General features: G+C 71.4%; 14 protein-coding genes and 1 pseudogene. 10 read left to right on the top strand and 5 right to left on the bottom strand.

Annotated elements, in window-relative coordinates:
• Nucleotides 1–32 precede the first annotated feature (32 nt).
• A complete protein-coding gene (locus tag SCNRRL3882_RS12070) occupies nucleotides 33–713 on the top strand; it encodes a TetR/AcrR family transcriptional regulator (RefSeq protein WP_050810262.1) in 681 nt (226 codons plus the stop codon).
• 85 nt (nucleotides 714–798) lie between these two features.
• Here the strand turns inward: SCNRRL3882_RS12070 and glgX are convergent, their stop codons facing one another.
• Nucleotides 799–3,060 carry a glycogen debranching protein GlgX gene (gene glgX, locus SCNRRL3882_RS12065; protein WP_010041718.1) on the bottom strand — a complete coding sequence of 754 codons (2,262 nt, stop codon included), beginning with the start codon at nucleotides 3,058–3,060 and terminating at the stop codon, nucleotides 799–801.
• A 186-nt stretch (nucleotides 3,061–3,246) separates the two neighbouring features.
• Between glgX and SCNRRL3882_RS12060 the strand changes: the two genes are divergently transcribed.
• The 7 genes from SCNRRL3882_RS12060 to SCNRRL3882_RS12030 all read left to right on the top strand — a co-directional run bounded on the left by SCNRRL3882_RS12060 (nucleotide 3,247) and on the right by SCNRRL3882_RS12030 (nucleotide 10,039).
• Nucleotides 3,247–4,491 carry a L,D-transpeptidase gene (locus tag SCNRRL3882_RS12060; protein ID WP_029181300.1) on the top strand — a complete coding sequence of 415 codons (1,245 nt, stop codon included), beginning with the start codon at nucleotides 3,247–3,249 and terminating at the stop codon, nucleotides 4,489–4,491.
• 159 nt (nucleotides 4,492–4,650) lie between these two features.
• A complete protein-coding gene (locus SCNRRL3882_RS12055; protein WP_010041721.1) occupies nucleotides 4,651–5,883 on the top strand; it encodes a L,D-transpeptidase in 1,233 nt (410 codons plus the stop codon).
• A 78-nt stretch (nucleotides 5,884–5,961) separates the two neighbouring features.
• Nucleotides 5,962–6,729 carry an enoyl-CoA hydratase/isomerase family protein gene (locus SCNRRL3882_RS12050; RefSeq protein ID WP_010041723.1) on the top strand — a complete coding sequence of 256 codons (768 nt, stop codon included), beginning with the start codon at nucleotides 5,962–5,964 and terminating at the stop codon, nucleotides 6,727–6,729.
• Nucleotides 6,730–6,896: 167 nt separating this feature from the next.
• Nucleotides 6,897–7,505 carry an ATP-binding protein gene (locus tag SCNRRL3882_RS12045; RefSeq protein WP_078602867.1) on the top strand — a complete coding sequence of 203 codons (609 nt, stop codon included), beginning with the start codon at nucleotides 6,897–6,899 and terminating at the stop codon, nucleotides 7,503–7,505.
• Nucleotides 7,506–7,612: 107 nt separating this feature from the next.
• A complete protein-coding gene (locus SCNRRL3882_RS12040; protein ID WP_010041726.1) occupies nucleotides 7,613–8,791 on the top strand; it encodes a YncE family protein in 1,179 nt (392 codons plus the stop codon).
• A gap of 59 nt (nucleotides 8,792–8,850) precedes the next feature.
• Nucleotides 8,851–9,765, top strand: coding sequence for a MerR family transcriptional regulator (locus SCNRRL3882_RS12035; protein WP_010041728.1), 915 nt, complete (start codon nucleotides 8,851–8,853; stop codon nucleotides 9,763–9,765).
• A 61-nt stretch (nucleotides 9,766–9,826) separates the two neighbouring features.
• Nucleotides 9,827–10,039, top strand: coding sequence for an EF-hand domain-containing protein (locus tag SCNRRL3882_RS12030; protein WP_010041731.1), 213 nt, complete (start codon nucleotides 9,827–9,829; stop codon nucleotides 10,037–10,039).
• A 66-nt stretch (nucleotides 10,040–10,105) separates the two neighbouring features.
• Here the strand turns inward: SCNRRL3882_RS12030 and SCNRRL3882_RS12025 are convergent, their stop codons facing one another.
• Both SCNRRL3882_RS12025 and SCNRRL3882_RS12020 read right to left on the bottom strand, forming a co-directional pair.
• Entirely contained in the window at nucleotides 10,106–10,897 is a 792-nt protein-coding gene (locus SCNRRL3882_RS12025) for an ABC transporter ATP-binding protein (RefSeq protein WP_010041733.1), read from the bottom strand.
• On the bottom strand, nucleotides 10,894–12,606 hold the full coding sequence (locus SCNRRL3882_RS12020; RefSeq protein WP_010041735.1) for a 2-isopropylmalate synthase: 1,713 nt from the start codon (nucleotides 12,604–12,606) through the stop codon (nucleotides 10,894–10,896). The genes SCNRRL3882_RS12025 and SCNRRL3882_RS12020 overlap by 4 nt, the downstream gene beginning before the upstream one ends.
• A 195-nt stretch (nucleotides 12,607–12,801) precedes the next feature.
• On the opposite strand from SCNRRL3882_RS12020, the gene SCNRRL3882_RS12015 reads away from it, so the two are divergent.
• The gene (locus SCNRRL3882_RS12015; protein WP_010041738.1) at nucleotides 12,802–13,494 is read left to right on the top strand and encodes a FadR/GntR family transcriptional regulator; all 693 of its coding nucleotides are present in this window, start codon (nucleotides 12,802–12,804) and stop codon (nucleotides 13,492–13,494) included.
• Between the two features lie 49 nt (nucleotides 13,495–13,543).
• A pseudogene (locus SCNRRL3882_RS12010) lies at nucleotides 13,544–14,236 on the top strand (NADPH-dependent F420 reductase); the annotation flags it as partial.
• A 34-nt stretch (nucleotides 14,237–14,270) separates the two neighbouring features.
• Here SCNRRL3882_RS12010 and SCNRRL3882_RS12005 read toward each other — a convergent pair.
• Both SCNRRL3882_RS12005 and SCNRRL3882_RS12000 read right to left on the bottom strand, forming a co-directional pair.
• Nucleotides 14,271–16,733, bottom strand: coding sequence for a SpoIIE family protein phosphatase (locus SCNRRL3882_RS12005; RefSeq protein WP_010041745.1), 2,463 nt, complete (start codon nucleotides 16,731–16,733; stop codon nucleotides 14,271–14,273).
• Between the two features lie 115 nt (nucleotides 16,734–16,848).
• Nucleotides 16,849–17,406: a glycoside hydrolase family 25 protein gene (locus SCNRRL3882_RS12000; RefSeq protein ID WP_010041747.1), complete on the bottom strand. Its 558-nt coding sequence runs from the start codon at nucleotides 17,404–17,406 to the stop codon at nucleotides 16,849–16,851.
• Nucleotides 17,407–17,590: the final 184 nt, after the last annotated feature.

Below are 17,590 nucleotides of genomic sequence, written 5' to 3'. Positions count from 1 at the left end.
CCGCACAACGACGTGAGAAGGCGAGGAAGCACATGGCCTCTGAACCTGCCCGCCCCCTCGGGCGCAGAGAGCGCAGCAAGCAGCGGGTGCGGGACCGCATCTACACCTCTGCCCTGACCCTCTTCGCGGAGCAGGGTTACGACCGCACCACGATCGACCAGATCGCCGAGCACGCCGACGTGGCCCGGGGCACCTTCTTCAACTACTTCCAGCGCAAGGAAGACCTGGTCACCGCTTGGGCCGAGGCCCGCAAGCGGCGCCTGGAGCTGTGCATGGAAGAGTCGATGAGGTCCCGGGACGACGATGTGACGGTGCACCTGGAGCGCTGCATGGCGGCACTGGCGGAGTTCAACGAGTCCGAGCGGGAGATCACCGCCGCCATGCTCCAGGCCTGGGTGAAGGCCGGCCAGCCACTCCTCGAGGAGCCCTACGCGGGCCAGGTCTTCGCCAACATCATCGAAGCCGGGCGCCAGCGCGGGGAGGTCACCTTCGACATCGACCCGATGCGGGTCGGCAACATCCTGCGTGATTCCTACCTGGGGCTGCTCTACCGCTGGTCACAGAACCCGGGCGGGCGCGTGCCGCTCCACATCGAACTGCGCGAGGTCCTCAGGATCGTCCTCACGGGCGTCCTGTCGTACTCCCAGCACGGGCGCGGCACTCCGGCGTCGTCGACTCCCGCCGCCCCGCTCGCACCGGCGTCGCAGGCGTAGCGGCCCGGCCAGGCGCGGACCGGCCCGCCGACCGCCAGGTCGGCGGGCCGAAGCGCTGCGCCGCCCCGGCCGGCGAAACGATGCCTCAGCCCGCCACCCGCAGCAGCAGCACCGCCCGCGCCGGCATCGTGATCTCCGTCCCCGCCGGGTGCTCCACCCCCGGCGCCTCCCCCTGCTCCTCCAGACTGGTGTCGACGACGACCTCGTACCGCTCCGCCCACGGCGGCCCCGGCAGCACGAAACTCACCGGCTGCTCGCCCGCGTGCAGGACGGCGAGGAAGCTGTCGTCGAGTATCTGGTCGCCGCGCTCGTCCCGGCCCGGGATGTCCCGGCCGGAGAGGTACATGCCCAGCGTGGCGGCGGGCGCGTACCAGTCCTGCTCCGTCATCTCGGTGCCCCGGGACGTGAACCAGGCCAGGTCGCGCAGGCCGTCGGCGGTCTGGGCGCGGCCCGAGAAGAAGGCCCGGCGCCGGAGCACCGGATGCCGGTGGCGCAGCTCGATCAGCCGGGAGGCCAGCTCGAACAGCGCCTTCCAGCCCGGGTCCGCCAGCAGGCCCCAGTCCACCCAGCTGATCTCGTTGTCCTGGCAGTAGGCGTTGTTGTTGCCGCGTTGCGTGCGGCCCAGCTCGTCGCCCGCGACCAGCATCGGCACACCGGTCGACAGCAGCAGCGTGGTCAGCAGGTTCCTGAGCTGTCGCCGCCGGAGCGCCCGTACGCCCTCGTCGTCCGTCTCGCCCTCCGCGCCGCAGTTCCAGGCCCGGTTGTCGTCCGTGCCGTCGCGGTTGCCCTCGCCGTTGGCCTCGTTGTGCTTGTGCGAGTAACTCACCAGGTCGCGCAGGGTGAAACCGTCGTGCGCGGTGATGAAGTTGACGGACGCGTAGGGCCTGCGGCCGCCCCAGGCGTACAGGTCGCTGGAGCCGGACAGGCGGTAGCCCATCTCCCGTACGTCCGGCAGCGCGTGCCGCCAGAAGTCCCGTACGGCGTTGCGGTACCGGTCGTTCCACTCCGTCCACAGCGGCGGGAACGCCCCCACCTGGTAGCCGCCCGACCCCACGTCCCACGGCTCGGCGATCAGCTTCACCCGGCGCAGCACCGGGTCCTGGGCGATGACCGCCAGGAACGGGGAGAGCATGTCGACGTCGTGCATGGAGCGGGCCAGCGCCGCCGCCAGGTCGAAGCGGAAGCCGTCCACGCCCATCTCCGTCACCCAGTACCGCAAGGAGTCCGTGATGAGGCGCAGCACGTGCGGCTGGACCACGTGCAGGGTGTTGCCGCAGCCGGTGTAGTCGGCGTAGCGGCGGGGGTCGTCCTGGAGGCGGTAGTAGCCGCGGTTGTCGATGCCCTTCAGTGACAGCGTCGGCCCCAGCTCGCCCGCCTCCGCCGTGTGGTTGTAGACCACGTCGAGGATGACCTCGATCCCGGCCGCGTGCAGGGCGCGCACCATGCGCTTGAACTCGCCGACCTGCTGGCCGGTCGTCCCGGAGGCCGCGTAGGCCGCGTGCGGGGCGAAGTAGCCGATGGAGTTGTAGCCCCAGTAGTTCCTCAGGCCTCTGCGCAGCAGATGGTCCTCGTGCGCGAACTGGTGCACCGGCAGCAGCTCCACCGCCGTCACGCCCAGCTTCACCAGGTGCTCGATCGCCGCCGGGTGCGCGAGGCCGGCGTAGGTGCCGCGCAGCTCCTCGGGTATGTCCGGGTGCAGCCGGGTGAAGCCCTTGACGTGCAGCTCGTAGATGACCGAGTCCGCCCAGGGCGTCTTCGGGCGGCGGTCGTACGTCCATTCGTCCTCGGTTCCGCCATCGTGGACGACGACGCCCTTGGGGACGTACGGCGCCGAGTCCCGGCCGTCGCGCACGGTGTCGGCGACGTGCTGCTGCGGCCAGTCGCGCACGTGCCCGTACACCTCCGGCGGCAGGCTGAAGTCTCCGTCCACGGCACGGGCGTACGGGTCGAGGAGCAGTTTCGCCGGGTTCCAGCGGGCGCCCGTCCACGGGTCCCAGCGGCCGTGCACCCGGTAGCCGTAGCGCTGCCCGGGCAGTACGCCCGGGACGAAGCCGTGCCAGATCTCGTGGGTCAGCTCGGCGAGCCGGACCCGCGACTCCTTGCCCGTCTCGTCGAAGAGGCACAGCTCGACCCCTTCGGCCCCGCCCGCCCACAGGGCGAAGTTGGTCCCGGCCACCCCGTCCGGGCCGACCCGGAACCGGGCGCCCAGCGGCGTCGGCGCGCCCGGCCGGGCGGGCACCGCGGGCGGCGGCGCGGCCCGCCGTGTGCCGTGCGCGGCGGCGGCCTGGCGCCCGTTCCCGGTGGCCTGATGACCGGCCACCGCCTCCTGCTCGGCTGCGCTGGACACCTGTCAGCCTCCCGCGGCTCGTGGGACGACGGGGGACAGAGGGGTGCGGTCCTGCTGCGGCCCGGGTCGCGGCTCCCCTGCGCGTCGTCCTCCCCACTGTTCTGCCCAGAGCGTGGGTCGCACTCACGTTTCCCCGGGGGCGGGCATGGTCGTTTCCCGGGGACGCGACCGGTCGTTGGGCACCTCGTGAGGCACGTACAAGGGCGCGCGCGGCGCGCGAGGGCCGCGCTGGCCGCCGTAGTGACATGGGCAGGGCTCCTGACCGGGGCCACCGGCTGTACCTCGGACGACGTGGGCGGGATCGCCGGGGCGTTCGGCGCGCCCCCGGCGCCCGAGGACGTCATCCGGGTCTCGCCCGGCGACGGCAGCAGGGGTGTGCGCCCCGGGAAGAAGCTGCGGGTGCGTGTGCCCGACGGCAGGCTGGAGTCGGTGAAGGTCGTCCGCTCGCAGGACGCGCAGGAGTCCCCGGTGCCCGGGCACCTCTCCGCCGACGGACTGACCTGGGAGCCCGACGACGAGCGGCTCGCGCTGGCCGCCAAGTACACGGTCGACGCGGTGGCGGTGGACGGCGACGGACGCCGCTCCGCCCGGCACACCACGTTCACGACGTACGTCCCGGAGGAGCGCTTCATCGGCTACGTCAGCCCGGAGAACCGGGCCACGGTCGGCACCGGCATGATCGTCTCGCTGGAGTTCAACCGGCAGATCGCCCACCGCGCCGCCGTCGAACGCGCGGTGCGGGTCACCGCCCGCCCGGCCGTCGAGATCCGCCCGCACTGGTTCGGCCGGACCCGCCTCGACTTCCGCCCCGAGCAGTACTGGAAACCCGGCACCCAGGTCACCGTCGCCCTGCGCCTGCGGGACGTCGAGGGAGCGCCCGGCGTCTACGGCCTCCAGCACAAGACGTTCTCCTTCACCGTCGGCCGCAGCCAGGTCTCCGTGGTCGACGCCGCCCGGCACACCATGGAGGTGCGGCGCGACGGCGAGGTGCTCGCCACCGTGCCGGTCACGGCCGGGGCTCCCAAGAACACGACGTACAACGGCAAGATGGTGGTGACCGAGATGCTCGAGGTCACCCGGATGAACGGAGCCACGGTCGGCTTCAAGAAGCGCGACGGCAAGGGCGAGTACGACATCCCCGACGTCCCGCACGCCATGCGCCTGACCGAATCCGGCACCTTCCTGCACGGCAACTACTGGGCCCACCGCACCGTCTTCGGACGGACCAACGTCAGCCACGGCTGCGTCGGGCTGCGCGACGTGAAGGGCGGCGGTTCGGACACCCCGGCCGGCTGGTTCTTCGACCGCAGCCTCGTCGGGGACGTCGTGGAGGTGGTGAACAGCAACGACAAGAAGGTCGCTCCCGACAACGGGCTCGGAGGTTGGAACATGGGCTGGACCGCATGGAAGGCGGGCAGCGCGGTGAAGTGACCCGACCGGGGGGCGGGTTGCTTCAACGTTCCGTGGAAGTTGGGACTGAACGGTGACAATCGCAGGCCGCCGGAGCCCGTCGCCTTGTGGTTAATATTCGCCGGTGCGCGGGGGACGCGCAGGGGTGGGCCTGACCAGGCCCTGGGAGGGGAGAACAACGTGAACGGGCGACCGATATCGGGGGCGTCGGTTGGCGGCAGGCAGGGGCTGCTCGCACTGATACTGGGCGGGCTGCTGCTCGCCGTCACGGCGTGCGGCGGCGGGGGGACCGGCTCCGGTTCCGGCGCGGGCGCCGGTCAGGGCAAGGACGCGGACGCCGCGCGGAGCAAGCAGTCCGAGGCCGTCGTCGGCATCACGCCCAAGGACGGCGCCAAGTCCGTCGACACCAGCGGGGCGCTGAAGGTGACCGCCGCCAAGGGCAAGCTGACCGAGGTCGTGGTCAAGGACGGCAAGGGCAAGAAGGTCGACGGCGAGATATCCGGCGACGGCGCCACCTGGACGCCGTCCACCCACCTGGCCGCCGCCACCAAGTACACGGTCCACGCGGTCGCCAAGGACTCCGAGGGCCGCACGGCGGCGGAGGACGCGGGCTTCACGACCCTGACGCCGAAGAACACCTTCATCGGCACCTTCACCCCCGAGGACGGCTCCAAGGTCGGCGTGGGCATGCCGTTCTCCATCCGCTTCAGCCGGGGCATCACCAACCCGGACGACGTCGAGAAGGCCATCCGCATCAAGACGGAGCCGGCCGTGGACGTCGAGGGCCACTGGTTCGGCAACGACCGGCTCGACTTCCGCCCCGAGAAGTACTGGAAGCCCGGCACCAAGGTGACCGTCGACCTCGGCCTCGACGGCGTCGAGGGCCGCCCCGGCGTCTACGGCGAGCAGGACAAGAAGGTCGAGTTCACCATCGGCCGCAACCAGGTCTCCGTCGTCGACGCCAAGAAGCTCACGATGAAGGTCATGCGCGACGGCAAGGTCATCAAGACGATCCCGGTCACCACCGGCAAGCCCGGCATGGAGACCTGGAACGGCCAGATGGTCATCAGCGAGATGCTCACGGTGACCCGGATGAACGGCGAGACCGTCGGCTACGGCGGCGAGTACGACATCAAGGACGTCCCGCACGCCGTGCGCCTCACCACCTCCGGTACCTTCCTGCACGGCAATTACTGGGCGGGCGGCGCCTTCGGCAACTACAACGCCAGCCACGGCTGCATCGGCCTGCGCGACGTGCGCGGCGGCTGGGACAAGAAGGTGCCGGCCGCGTGGTTCTTCAACCACTCGATGGTCGGCGACGTGGTGGTCGTCAAGAACTCCGAGGACCGGATCGTCGACCCGGACAACGGGCTCAACGGCTGGAACATGTCGTGGGAGAAGTGGAAGAAGTGATCCCGGCCTGACGACGAGGCCCTGGTGTGACGGACCGCACCAGGGCCCGACCCGTTAGCCCCCGTTAACCTGCTGCCTATGACCGTCTCTCTCGAAGTCGCTGAAGGCGTCGGCACGCTCCGTCTCGACCGCCCGCCCATGAACGCGCTGGACATCGCCACGCAGGACCGGCTCAAGGAACTCGCCGAGGACGCCGCGCGCCGCGAGGACGTGCGGGCCGTGGTGGTGTACGGCGGCGAGAAGGTGTTCGCCGCCGGCGCGGACATCAAGGAGATGCAGGCGATGGACCACACCGCGATGGTCCTGCGCGCCCGCGCCCTCCAGGACTCCTTCACGGCGGTGGCCCGGATCCCCAAGCCGGTCGTCGCGGCCGTGACCGGCTACGCGCTCGGCGGCGGCTGCGAACTCGCGCTGTGCGCGGACTTCCGCATCGCCGGCGAGAACGCCAAGCTCGGCCAGCCGGAGATCCTGCTCGGCCTGATCCCCGGCGCGGGCGGCACCCAGCGCCTGGCCCGCCTGGTCGGCCCGTCCAAGGCCAAGGACCTCATCTTCACCGGCCGGATGGTGAAGGCCGACGAGGCGAAGGAGATCGGTCTGGTGGACCGGGTCGTGCCCGCCGACGAGGTGTACGCGCAGGCGCACGCCTGGGCCGCGAAGCTGGCGCAGGGCCCGGCCCTCGCCCTGCGCGCCGCGAAGGAGGCGGTCGACACGGGCCTGGAGACGGACATCGACACCGGCCTGGCGGTCGAACGGAACTGGTTCGCGGGCCTGTTCGCCACCGAGGACCGCGAGCGCGGCATGCGCAGCTTCGTGGAGGAGGGGCCGGGCAAGGCGAAGTTCCTCTGAAACTCCTGCGCAGGGCTTGCACTTGACGCCGTGTCTGATACGGGTCCCTCGTTGGGGCGGTTATGCCAGCCTTAAGGCAGCCTTAAGCGTGCCCGGTCGCGCATCTCCGTCGGTTGCCGTGAAACGGGCTGTCAGTGCAGGTCAGAGGGGCTGCGGGCGATATCGAACTGCCCTTGGCATATGCCGTCGGCTCGCCGGTCCGCACCCCGTTCCCGGGGGTGTTTTCCCCGGGAACGGCCCCCGGGGGCGCTCCGGGCGGCCATGATGGGGGCATGGCGGGGCTGGAGGGTATGGAACAGCCGCGGGGACACGCACATGCGGCCGCGGCGCGCTGGTCGCCGACCGTCGAGGACGAACGCGCGCTGAAGGCGCTGGAGTTGTACGGCAATCCGACGGAGGCGGAGGTCCCCCTGCCGTCCCGCCCCGAGTCCGCGGCCACCGCCAGACGACTGACCCAGGTCGTGGTCCTGCGCCACTGGGGACTCCCCCCCAAGACCACCGAGGAAGCGGTTTTACTCGTCTCCGAGCTGGTGGGCAACGCCGTACGCCACACCGGCGCCCGGGTCTTCGGGTTGCGTCTGCACCGGCGCCGCGGCTGGATGCGCGTCGAGGTCCGTGACCCGTCCCGGGGACTGCCCTGTCTGATGCCGGTCCAGGAGCTCGACATCAGTGGCCGGGGGCTGTTCCTCGTCGACAAGCTGGCCGACCGCTGGGGGGTCGATCTGCTGCCCCGCGGGAAGACCACGTGGTTCGAGATGCGGGTCAACGACCGCTGAGAACCGTCCCGGCCGGCCTCGACGAGGGGTGTGACCTGCGACGGCTCGCCTGGCCGCCGATCGGGCGAATCACCGGTTTCCCCGTGAAGCAGACCTTAAATGGTGCAATGCACCGCCACCTTGTCAAAAGCGCCCTCGTCGCGGGCGTCGCCCTCGCCGTCCTCGCCGCCTGCGGCACCGAGGGCGGGGAACGGCCCTCCGAGACACGCGGCACCAAGGCCGCCGTGCCCGCGCCGCGCGAGAAGAAGCCCGTCGACGGGCTGCCCGGGATGCCGCCCGTCCTCGACCCCGAGGACGTGTACGCGGCCGACCGCCCGAACAGACTGTCCCCCGTGGTCAAGGACTTCCCGTCCCGGGTCTACGTCCCCAACACCGAGTCCGACACGGTCTCCGTCATCGACCCGAAGACGTACGAGATCATCGAGACGATCCCCGTGGGCCGGCAGCCCCAGCACGTCGTCCCCTCCTGGGACCTGAAGACGCTCTGGGTCAACAACAACCGCGGCCATACCCTCACCCCGATCGACCCCAAGACCGGCAAGGCGGGCAAGGAGGTCGAGGTCCACGACCCGTACAACCTCTACTTCACGCCCAACGGCAAGTACGCCGTCGTCATGGCCTCCCTCGACCGCGAACTGGTCTTCCGCGACCCGCACACCATGAAGCGCAGGAAGACGGTCCCGGTCTCCTGCTACGGCGTCAACCACGCCGACTTCTCCCTCGACGGCCGCTACTTCATCGTCTCCTGCGAGTTCAGCGGCGAACTGCTCAAGGTCGACACGGAGAAGATGAAGGTCGTCGGACAGCAGCGACTGCCGTTCGAGGGCGCCATGCCGCAGGACGTGAAGGTCTCGCCCGACGGCAAGAAGTTCTACATCGCCGACATGATGGCCCACGGCATGTGGGTCCTGGACGGCGACAAGTTCACCGAGCCCACCCTGATGCCCACCGGCAAGGGCTGCCACGGCCTGTACGTCAGCCGGGACTCGCGCGAGATGTACGTGTCCAACCGCGGCGAGGGCACGATCTCCGTCTTCGACTTCACCCAGGGCAAGCTGACCAGGAAGTGGCAGCTGCCCGACGGCGGCAGCCCCGACATGGGCGGTGTGTCCGCCGACGGCAAGGTGCTGTGGCTGTCCGGCCGCTACGACGGCGAGGTGTACGCCATCGACACCCGCACCGGCACCCAGCTCGCCCGCATCCCCGTCGGCAGCGGCCCGCACGGCCTCGCGGTCTACCCGCAGCCCGGCCGCTACTCGCTCGGCCACACGGGCATCTTCCGGTGAGCCCGTGGCACTGAGCGCGGCTTGAGTCTCCACCCGCTGGAAGGTCCAGACTCGCGGACATGACCGACGACGGCACCGGACTGCTCACCATCGGGGAACTGGCCCGGGTCACCGGACTGACCGTGCGCACCATCCGGTACTGGTCCGACGAGGGCGCGCTGCCCCCGGTGGCCCGGTCCGTGGGCGGCTACCGGCTGTACGACGCCGCGTCCGTGGCGCGTCTGGAGCTGATCCGGACCCTGCGCGAACTCGGCCTCGGCCTGGCGGACGTCCGCCGGGTGCTGGCCGGCGAGACGACCGTCGCGCAGGTCGCCGCGGCGCACGTGGTCGCACTGGACGCGCAGATCCGGTCGCTCAAGGTGGCCCGTGCGGTGCTGTCGACCGTGGCGCAACGTGGTTCGGACGCGGAGGAGATGACGCTCGTGAACAGACTGGCACGGCTGTCGGCGGCCGAACGGCGGCGCATCGTGGAGGAGTTCGTGGACGAGGTGTTCCACGGGCTGGACACGGCCGACCCGATGATCCGCGAACGCATGCGGAACACCGCCGCCGACCTGCCCGAGGAACCGACACCCCAGCAGGTGGACGCCTGGCTGGAGCTGGCCGAGATGCTCCAGGACCCGGACTTCAGGGCCGAGATGCGCAAGGTCGCCGAGTTCAACGCGGCCGACCGCGGTCATGACACACCCGCCGGGACCTCCCTGTGGTTCTCCCGGCGGCTCGTGCAACTGGGCGCCCGGGCCCGCGAGCGGGGCATCGCCCCCGACTCGCCGGAGGCCGCCGAGGTGCTGCGCGAGCTGCTGGGCGACGCCGACCCCGGCGCGGTGCTGGACCGGCTGCGGTCGCACGCCACCCACCGGGTCGCCCGCTACCGCGAGTTGCTCGCCGTCGTGAAGGGAGCCGGGCCCGAGGCGGCGTACCGCGAGGAGTTCGCCTGGGTGGTCGCCGCGCTGGAGGCACACACGGGCAGCTAATCTGACCTGCGTCAGCAAGGCGCGTCTGCACGGCGCGGAACACGAGAGTAGGGGCGGATCGGTGGCGGACATCGAGGAAGCACGCAAGCAGTTCGAGCGGATCGATACGGACGGTGACGGATTCATCACCGCTGCCGAGTTCAAGACCGCCCTGGCCCGGTCCGGTGACTGGAACGTCACCGAGTCGGTCGCCGAGGTCGTCATCAAGACCCGCGACCTCGACGGCGACAAGAGGCTGAGCTTCGACGAGTTCTGGGCCTACCTGAACAAGTGACGCCGGCGCTCCGGCGCTGCGAGGCGTGGGGGCCCGGTCCGTCCGCGGACGGACCGGGCCCCCACGTCATGCCCGCCGAGCCGTGCGCACGCTCCAGCGGCCGTCGTGCCGCTCCAGCACCAGTGGCAGGTCGAAGCACTTGCCGAGCTGGTCGGCGGTCAGCACTCCGGCGACCGGGCCGCCCGCCAGCGGACGCCCCTCGCGCAGCAGCAGGGCGTGCGTGGTGTGGGCAGGCAGCTCCTCCAGGTGGTGGGTGACCAGGACCGTCGCCAGGTGCGGATGCTCCCGGCGCAGCTCCCCGAGCGCCCCGATCAGCTGCTCCCGGCCCGGCAGGTCCAGGCCGGTGGCCGGCTCGTCCAGGAGCAGCAGCCGGGGCTCGGGCATGAGGGCCCGGGCGATCAGGGCCCGGCCGCGCTGCCCCTGGGAGAGTGTGGGCCAGCGCGCCTCACGGTGCTCGGCCAGCCCCAGCGTCCGGATCAGCCGGTCCGCCCGCTCCCGCTGCTCCGGCGCCGGAAGCCACCGGGGCAGCGGCTCCACCGAGTTGGTCAGGCCGGTCAGGACGACGTCCCGTACCGGCAGCGGCGAGGTGAGCGGATGCCGCGGGTCGACATGCCCGACGTGCGCGCGCAGCTCCCGCAGGTCGACCCGGCCCAGCCGGTGGCCCAGCACCTCCACGGAGCCCCGGGTCGGGTGCACGAGCGCGCCGAGCAGGCGGAGCAGGGTCGACTTGCCCGCGCCGTTCGCGCCGAGCAGCGCCCAGTGCTCACCGGCCCGGACGGTCAGCGACACCTCCTGAAGGATCGGCCGGCCGTCGCGTACGACGTGGACGTCCTCGGCGCGCAGGACGACCGGCGTCACCGCAGCGCCCTGTTCACCGCGGACAGCACCGCCCGGACCGAGGCGCCCAGGGCCGAGGAGTCCCGGCCCGCGCCCCAGCTCGTCCTGCCCCCGGCTCGGCACTCGGCGAAGGCGTCGGTGCCCTCGTCGCCGGTCCGCTCGCAGAAGTCGAGGACGTCGACGGTGATCCCGGCGCCGGCCAGCGCGTCGACGAACGCGGAGACCGGGCCGGTGCCGGTGCCCTCGTAGTCGCCGGTACGGTCGCCGGTGCGCAGCGTGCACACGAAGCGATGGCCGCCGGCCTCGTCCCGGTGCACGGACCAGGCCTCCAGCGCCACCTCCCCGTCCTCCACCAGATACGTCGCCCGGAACAGCGCGTACAGCTCCTTCGCCGTCATCTCCCGCCCGCTGTCGTCCGTCGCCTCCTGCACGGTCCGGGAGAAGTCCGGCCGCATGCGCGCGGGGAGGTCGACGCCGTGGTGGGTGCGCAGCAGATAGGCCGTGCCGCCCTTGCCCGACTGCGAGTTGACGCGGATCACCGCCTCGTAGGAGCGGCCCACGTCGGCCGGGTCGATCGGCAGGTACGGCACCGACCAGGGCGCCCGCCGCTCGGGCACGCCCAGCTCCCGGGCCAGCTCGGCGTGCCGGGCCAGTCCCTTGCTGATCGCGTCCTGGTGCGTGCCCGAGAAGGCGGTGTGGACGAGCTCCCCGGCGTACGGGTGGCGCGGGTGCACGGGCAGCCGGTTGCAGTGCTCGACCGTCTCCCTGACGGTGTCGATGTCACGGAAGTCGATCATCGGGTCGACGCCCTGGGCGTAGAGGTTGAGCGCCAGGGTCACCAGGTCGACGTTGCCGGTGCGCTCCCCGTTGCCGAACAGGCAGCCCTCGACGCGCTGGGCACCGGCCAGCACGGCCAGTTCGGCGCAGGCCACGCCGGTGCCGCGGTCGTTGTGCGGGTGCACGGACAGGATCACGCTGTCGCGGCGGGACAGGTGGCGGTGCACGTACTCGATCTGGTCGGCGTAGACGTTCGGTGTCGCGATCTCCACGGTCGCCGGGAGGTTGTGGGTGACCGGCCGGTCCGGGCTCGCGTCCCACAGCCCGGTCAGCCCGTCGCACAGTTCCAGGACGAAGTCCGGCTCGGTCAGGTTGAAGGTCTCCGGGGAGAACTGGAAGCGGACGCAGGAGGCCCGGTCCGCCCGGCGGGCCATGTGCTCGGCGGCCTCCCGCACGGTCCGCCACACCTCGGCCCGGCCCCGCCTGAGGACGACGTCCCGCCACACCGGCGAGGTCGCGATGTACAGGTGCACGACAGCCCTCGGCAGCCCCTCGATCGCCTCGAAGGTGCGGTCGATCAGGTCCCGGCGGGCCGGGGTGAACACGACGGGCGTGACATCGTCCGGTACGGCACCGGAGGTCACCAGGTGCCGTACGAAGTCGAAGTCGGTGCGGCTCGCCGAGGGGTAGCCGACCTCGATCTCCTTGAAGCCCATGCCGGTCAGCAGGTCGAAGAAGCGGCGCTTGCGGGGCGTGTCCATCGGCTCGGCGAGGGCCTGGTTGCCGTCGCGCAGGTCGACGGGGACCCAGAGGGGAGCGCGCTCGATCCGGGCGGCGGGCCAGTCGCGGTCCGCGGCGGGCACGTGCACGCGCTCCTGAAAGGGACGGTAGCGGTGGAAGGGCATGGGGCCCGGGCGCTGGGGGTTCCAGACCGGGGCAGGGGTGGTGGTCATCGTCGGCTGTGGCCTTCCGGCTCGGTCGGACGGTGACCGGCAGCACGGCGCCCCGCGGCGGGGTGCCGGTCGCGTCAGGCCCCGCCGCGGCAGCCGAGAAGAAGACCACGGAAGATCATGCGCAGTACGCTATCCACCACTCAGGTCCTCAGACAAGTGGAAACCTCCCACTCCTCAGACAAGTTGGTGAACCACATGCCGCTAGGCGCCGTCCGCCCCAGCCCCCTGGTCGAGCAGGCCGCCGCCCGGCTGCGCGAGCAGATCGCCGGCGGCGCATGGCCGGTCGGCACCCGGCTGCCCGGTGAGACGACGCTGGCGAAGGAACTGGGCGTGGGCCGCTCCACCGTCCGCGAGGCGCTGCGCGCGCTCGCCGGAGCCGGGCTGGTCCAACCCCGTCAGGGCGCCGGCGTGTTCGTCATCGCGACCGAGCCGGTCGAGGACTGGCCGACCCGGCTGCGCCGGGCCGCCGTGACCGACGTCTACGAGGTCCGGATGGCGATCGAGGTGCACGCGGCCCGGCTCGCCGCGCGCCGCCGCACCCCCGAGGACGTCACGGCGCTCCGGGCCGCGCTGGAGGGCCGCCGCGCCGCCGGCACGGCCGACGACGCCGCCTTCGTCGACGCGGACATCGCCTTCCACGCCGCCGTGATCGCCGCCGCCCACAACCCGGTGCTCGCCGACCTGTTCGCCGAGTTCAGCCCCGTCCTGCGCGAGGGCCTGATCGAGCTGCTGTCCCTGACCGGCCTGCGCGCCGACGACCCGGACACCGGCGACCAGGCGCACGAGGCACTCGTCCGGGCGGTGGCCGACGGGGACGCGGAGCGGGCGGCGGAGGTGCTGCGCGGGGAACTGGAGGACCCGTTCGCACCCTCCCCGAAGCCGGAATAGCCCCTCGTCCCCCGGAGTTGACCCTGACCACGAAGGCTGGGCCAGACGCTACCGACCCCTGGAAGGGCGAGGCGAGGACATGAAGATCGGCATCATCGGAGCGGGCAACATCGGCGGCAACCTGACCCGGCGGCTCACCGCCCTCGGTCACGACGTGTCCGTCGCCAACTCCCGGGGCCCGCACACGCTGGCCGCGCTCGCGGAGGAGACCGGCGCCAGGCCCGTGACGGTCGAGGAGGCACCGCGCGGCGCCGAGATCGTCGTCGTCACCATCCCGCTCAAGGCGGTCCCGGACCTGCCCTCCGGCCTGTTCGACGAGGCGGCCGACGGCGTCGCGGTCATCGACACCGGCAACTACTACCCCCGGCAGCGGGACGGCAGGATCGCCGCGATCGAGGACGAGGGACTCACCGAGAGCCGCTGGACGGAACGCCGGCTCGGCCACCCCGTGATCAAGGCCTTCAACGGCACGTACGCCCAGGACATCCTGGACCGCCCGCTCCCGGCCGGCGACCCCGGCCGCATCGCCCTCCCGGTGGCCGGTGACGACGAGGCCGCCAAGCGCACGGTACGCGACCTGATCGACGAACTGGGCTTCGACACCGTCGACGCGGGCGGACTCGACGACTCCTGGCGCCAGCAGCCCGGCACCCCGGTCTACGGCCTGCGCGGCGGCGTCGAGGCGGTCACCAAGGCCCTGGCCGAGGCGTCCCCGGAACGCACGCCGGAGTTCAGCGGCTAGGACGAACCGCGTGCTCGGGGGAAGGCCGAGGCGGTCACGGGATCTCCTGCTCGGCCCAGATGATCTTTCCTCCGGGTGTGTACCGAGCACCCCAGCGATGGGAGAGCTGAGCCACGAGGAAGAGCCCGCGGCCGCCTTCGTCCGTGCTGCGGGCATGCCTCAGACGCGGAGCCGTACTGCTGCCGTCGGCGACCTCGCAGGTCAGGCGGGCGTCACGGAGCAGTCGCAGGCGTACGGGGCCCGAGGCGTAGCGGATCGCGTTGGTGACGAGCTCGCTCACGATGAGCTCCGTCGTCATGGCCAGCTCCTGACAGTGCCACGCCTCGACCTGACGCGTCGCGCCGGCCCGGACGTCACCGACGACGGCCGGGTCCAGCGGCACGTCCCAGGAGGCGACCCGATCGGGGCCCAGGGCGTGGGTGCGGGCGAGCAGGAGGGCGACGTCGTCGGGCTGCGGCACGGGAACGAGCTGGCGCACCGCGTCCGCGCACAGCGTTTCCAGGTCGGAGCCGGGCGAGCACAGCAGGTGCCCGAGACGGGACATGCCGCGCTCGATGTCGCGGTCGGTCCCTTCGACGAGGCCGTCGGTATAGAGGCCGAAGACGCTGTTCTCGGGGAGCTCGATCTCGGTGGCCTCGAAGGCCATCCCGCCCAGCCCGAGCGGAGGCCCGGCGGGGAGCTCCGGGAAGGAGACGCGCCCGTCCGGAGTGACGAGGACCGGGGGCGGATGGCCGGCCCGGGCCAGCGTGCACCGCTGTGTCACCGGGTCGTAGACGGCGTACAGACAGGTCGCTCCGAGGAAGGCCGTGATGGTCTGGTCGGCCGTCCGGTCGGTGGTCCGCTCCTCGCTCAGCCGCAGCACCAGGTCGTCGAGGTGAGCCAGCAGCTCATCGGGGGGCATGTCCATGTCCGCGAGGGTCTGTACGGCGGTGCGCAACCGGCCCATCGTCGCCGCCGCGGTGAGGCCGTGGCCGACCACATCACCGATGACCAGTCCCACACGGGCGCCGGACAGCGGGATCACGTCGAACCAGTCGCCGCCGACCCCGTCCGACGCGTCTGCCGGCAGGTAGTGGGAGGCCACCTCCAGCGCTGTTCCACCCGTCAGGGCATGGGGCAGCAGGCTGCGCTGCAACGTGACCGCCGCCGTGTGTTCCCGGGTGTAGCGGCGGGCGTTGTCGACGCACAGCGCCGCCCGCGCCACCAGCTCCCGAGCCAGCAGCACGTCGTCCTGCTGGAACGAGGTGGGATTCAGCGATCGTGTGAACGTGGCGAGACCGAGGACGGTGTCGCGCGCCCGCATCGGCACGGAGATGAGGGAGTGCAGGCCGAACTCGCGGATGCTGGCGGCCCTGGCCGGCTGCTCGGTGGTCCACAGGCGATCGCTCGGGTCGAGAACGGGGATGAAGATCGGTTCGCCGTCGACGAGCAGGTTCGCGTCGTGCGGCGGGGGAACGAAGTCGACCTTGTCCCCTATCTGTGCGACGGCCTCCGGGCAGCCCTGTCGCACGGAGCTCATTCCGGCCCGGCGCATCACCGGCCGGGCCGGGGCCGGCCCGGCGTCGGGCAACCAGAGCCCCTGGCCCTCCCCGGTCAGGACCGGTTCGAGAAGGTCGACGATGACGAAGTCGGCGAAGCGGGGAACAGCGAAGTCGGCGAGTTCCTGCGCCGTGCGCATCACGTCCAGCGTCCTGCCGATGCTGGTGCCGGCTTCGCTGACCAGCGCCAGCAGCCGGCGGGCGTTCCAGCGCTCGGTGACGTCCATGACCATGTAACACAGCCCGGTGACGGAGTCGCCGGCGTCCACCAACGGGAAGAACGAGGTGGAGTAGGCGTGCTGACGGTGCGGGTCCGCCCAACTCCATCCCATGTACTCGTAGTCGGTGACCGGGACGCCGGTCGTGAGCACCTTGCGCATCACGCCCTCGAGGGTCTCCGCCTGCAGTCCCGGAAGCAGCTCGCCCAGACGGCGTCCCAGGCGCTGCTCACGTGGTACGCCGCCGAAGCGTTCCAGGGTGTCGTTCAGCCAGACGTAGCGCAGGTCCAGATCCATCACCGCCATGCCGACCGGTGAGCGGGTCAGGAAGCCGTCGAGGACGGACTGGCCCATGGTCCACTGCTGCCGCTCCTCCCGTGCCGAGATCAGAAAACACTCGTCCTCGCCGACGTGAAAGGACCCGGACACGCGCAGGCCGACCTCGACAGGGCCGCCGTCGCGGCGCCACACCGAGACCCGGCCGCTCCAGCCCATTCCCGCGCGGCACCGCTCCGCGATACGGGCCACGCGTACCGGGTCCCCGGGCATCGCCAGCAGGTTCGCGGCGGGGCGCCCGACCACCTCCGCACCGGAGTGGCCGAGGAGCGCTTCGGCGCCCCGCGTCCAGCCGATCACCCGGCCGGCCGTGGACACCAGCGCGACCGCGTCGTGGGACGCATCGAGGAGATCGCGCGGTTCTGCGGGCGGAGACGCGTCGAATTCATCTCGCACAGGCGCCATGGGTCTCACCTCTGAAGGCAAGGTCTCACCTCTAAAGGCAAGTATGTTCCCGCTCGGGCCCTGATGCGCATGCTGCGGTACCAGGGCGGCGCGGGGGCCCGCGCACGGTTCTCGATCAGGCGTCCTCCGCCCACTCCCGCAGTGCCGCCTTGCTCGCGAAGTCGGCCACGTTCTTGTCCAGCGGGTCGTCCGTGTACTGGTGGAAGCGCCACTTCGCCTTGATGCGGGGCTTGCCCGCGCTGACGTAGTCGGCGATCCACAGGCCGTCGCCCGCGTAGGAGGTCGTGTCGACGTTGAGCCAGAAGTCGCGGTTGGCGTAGAGGACGACCTGGTTGTCCGGCCGGAGATCCTTCAGCTTCCGGATGAACAGGTCCTTCTCCGCGTTGCTCGCGTGCGTTCCGTCACTGGTCGTCTCCCAGTCGACGGCGAGGATGTCCCCCGGCCGGTCCGGGGCCTTGCTGACGAAGTACTCGGCCTGGGCGCCGAGGTTGCCGGGCCAGAGGAAGTGGTAGAAGCCGACGACCAGCCCGTGGTCCCGGGCGCGTCTCGTCTGGGCGGCGAGTCTGGGGTTGACGTAGGAACGACCCTCGGTCGCCTTGACGAAGACGAAGGACAGGCCGTCGGTGTCGTAGGAGGAGGACTGGTAGGCGCTCACGTCGATGCCGCGCAGCATGGGAGGCTCCCTGAAGTGCTGGTGGGGGGAGGGGAGTTGTGTTCACCACCATGACACGGCCTCTTCCGCACTGACGTGGGAATGTCAACTTCGACGGGCGGCGGGGTGCGTCACCGTGAGCGGTGACGTCTGATCCGACCACCTGACGGACACTCGAAAAAACGTCGCACAGGGGTTCCGGCGG

Origin of the sequence: Streptomyces chartreusis NRRL 3882 (genome assembly GCF_900236475.1) — a bacterium.
Taxonomy (GTDB): domain Bacteria; phylum Actinomycetota; class Actinomycetes; order Streptomycetales; family Streptomycetaceae; genus Streptomyces; species Streptomyces chartreusis_D.
Note: the sequence above shows the minus strand (reverse complement) of the source record. Positions and strands in the feature narration are given on the sequence as shown.

Coding starts and splice junctions, on each gene's coding strand:
- SCNRRL3882_RS12070 (WP_050810262.1), top strand. CDS start 33: ATGGCCTCTGAACCTGCCCGCCCCCTCGGGCGCAGAGAGCGCAGCAAG.
- SCNRRL3882_RS12040 (WP_010041726.1), top strand. CDS start 7,613: ATGCACCGCCACCTTGTCAAAAGCGCCCTCGTCGCGGGCGTCGCCCTC.
- SCNRRL3882_RS12020 (WP_010041735.1), bottom strand. CDS start 12,606: ATGACCACCACCCCTGCCCCGGTCTGGAACCCCCAGCGCCCGGGCCCC.
- SCNRRL3882_RS12005 (WP_010041745.1), bottom strand. CDS start 16,733: ATGGCGCCTGTGCGAGATGAATTCGACGCGTCTCCGCCCGCAGAACCG.
- SCNRRL3882_RS12050 (WP_010041723.1), top strand. CDS start 5,962: ATGACCGTCTCTCTCGAAGTCGCTGAAGGCGTCGGCACGCTCCGTCTC.
- SCNRRL3882_RS12035 (WP_010041728.1), top strand. CDS start 8,851: ATGACCGACGACGGCACCGGACTGCTCACCATCGGGGAACTGGCCCGG.
- SCNRRL3882_RS12000 (WP_010041747.1), bottom strand. CDS start 17,406: ATGCTGCGCGGCATCGACGTGAGCGCCTACCAGTCCTCCTCCTACGAC.
- SCNRRL3882_RS12015 (WP_010041738.1), top strand. CDS start 12,802: ATGCCGCTAGGCGCCGTCCGCCCCAGCCCCCTGGTCGAGCAGGCCGCC.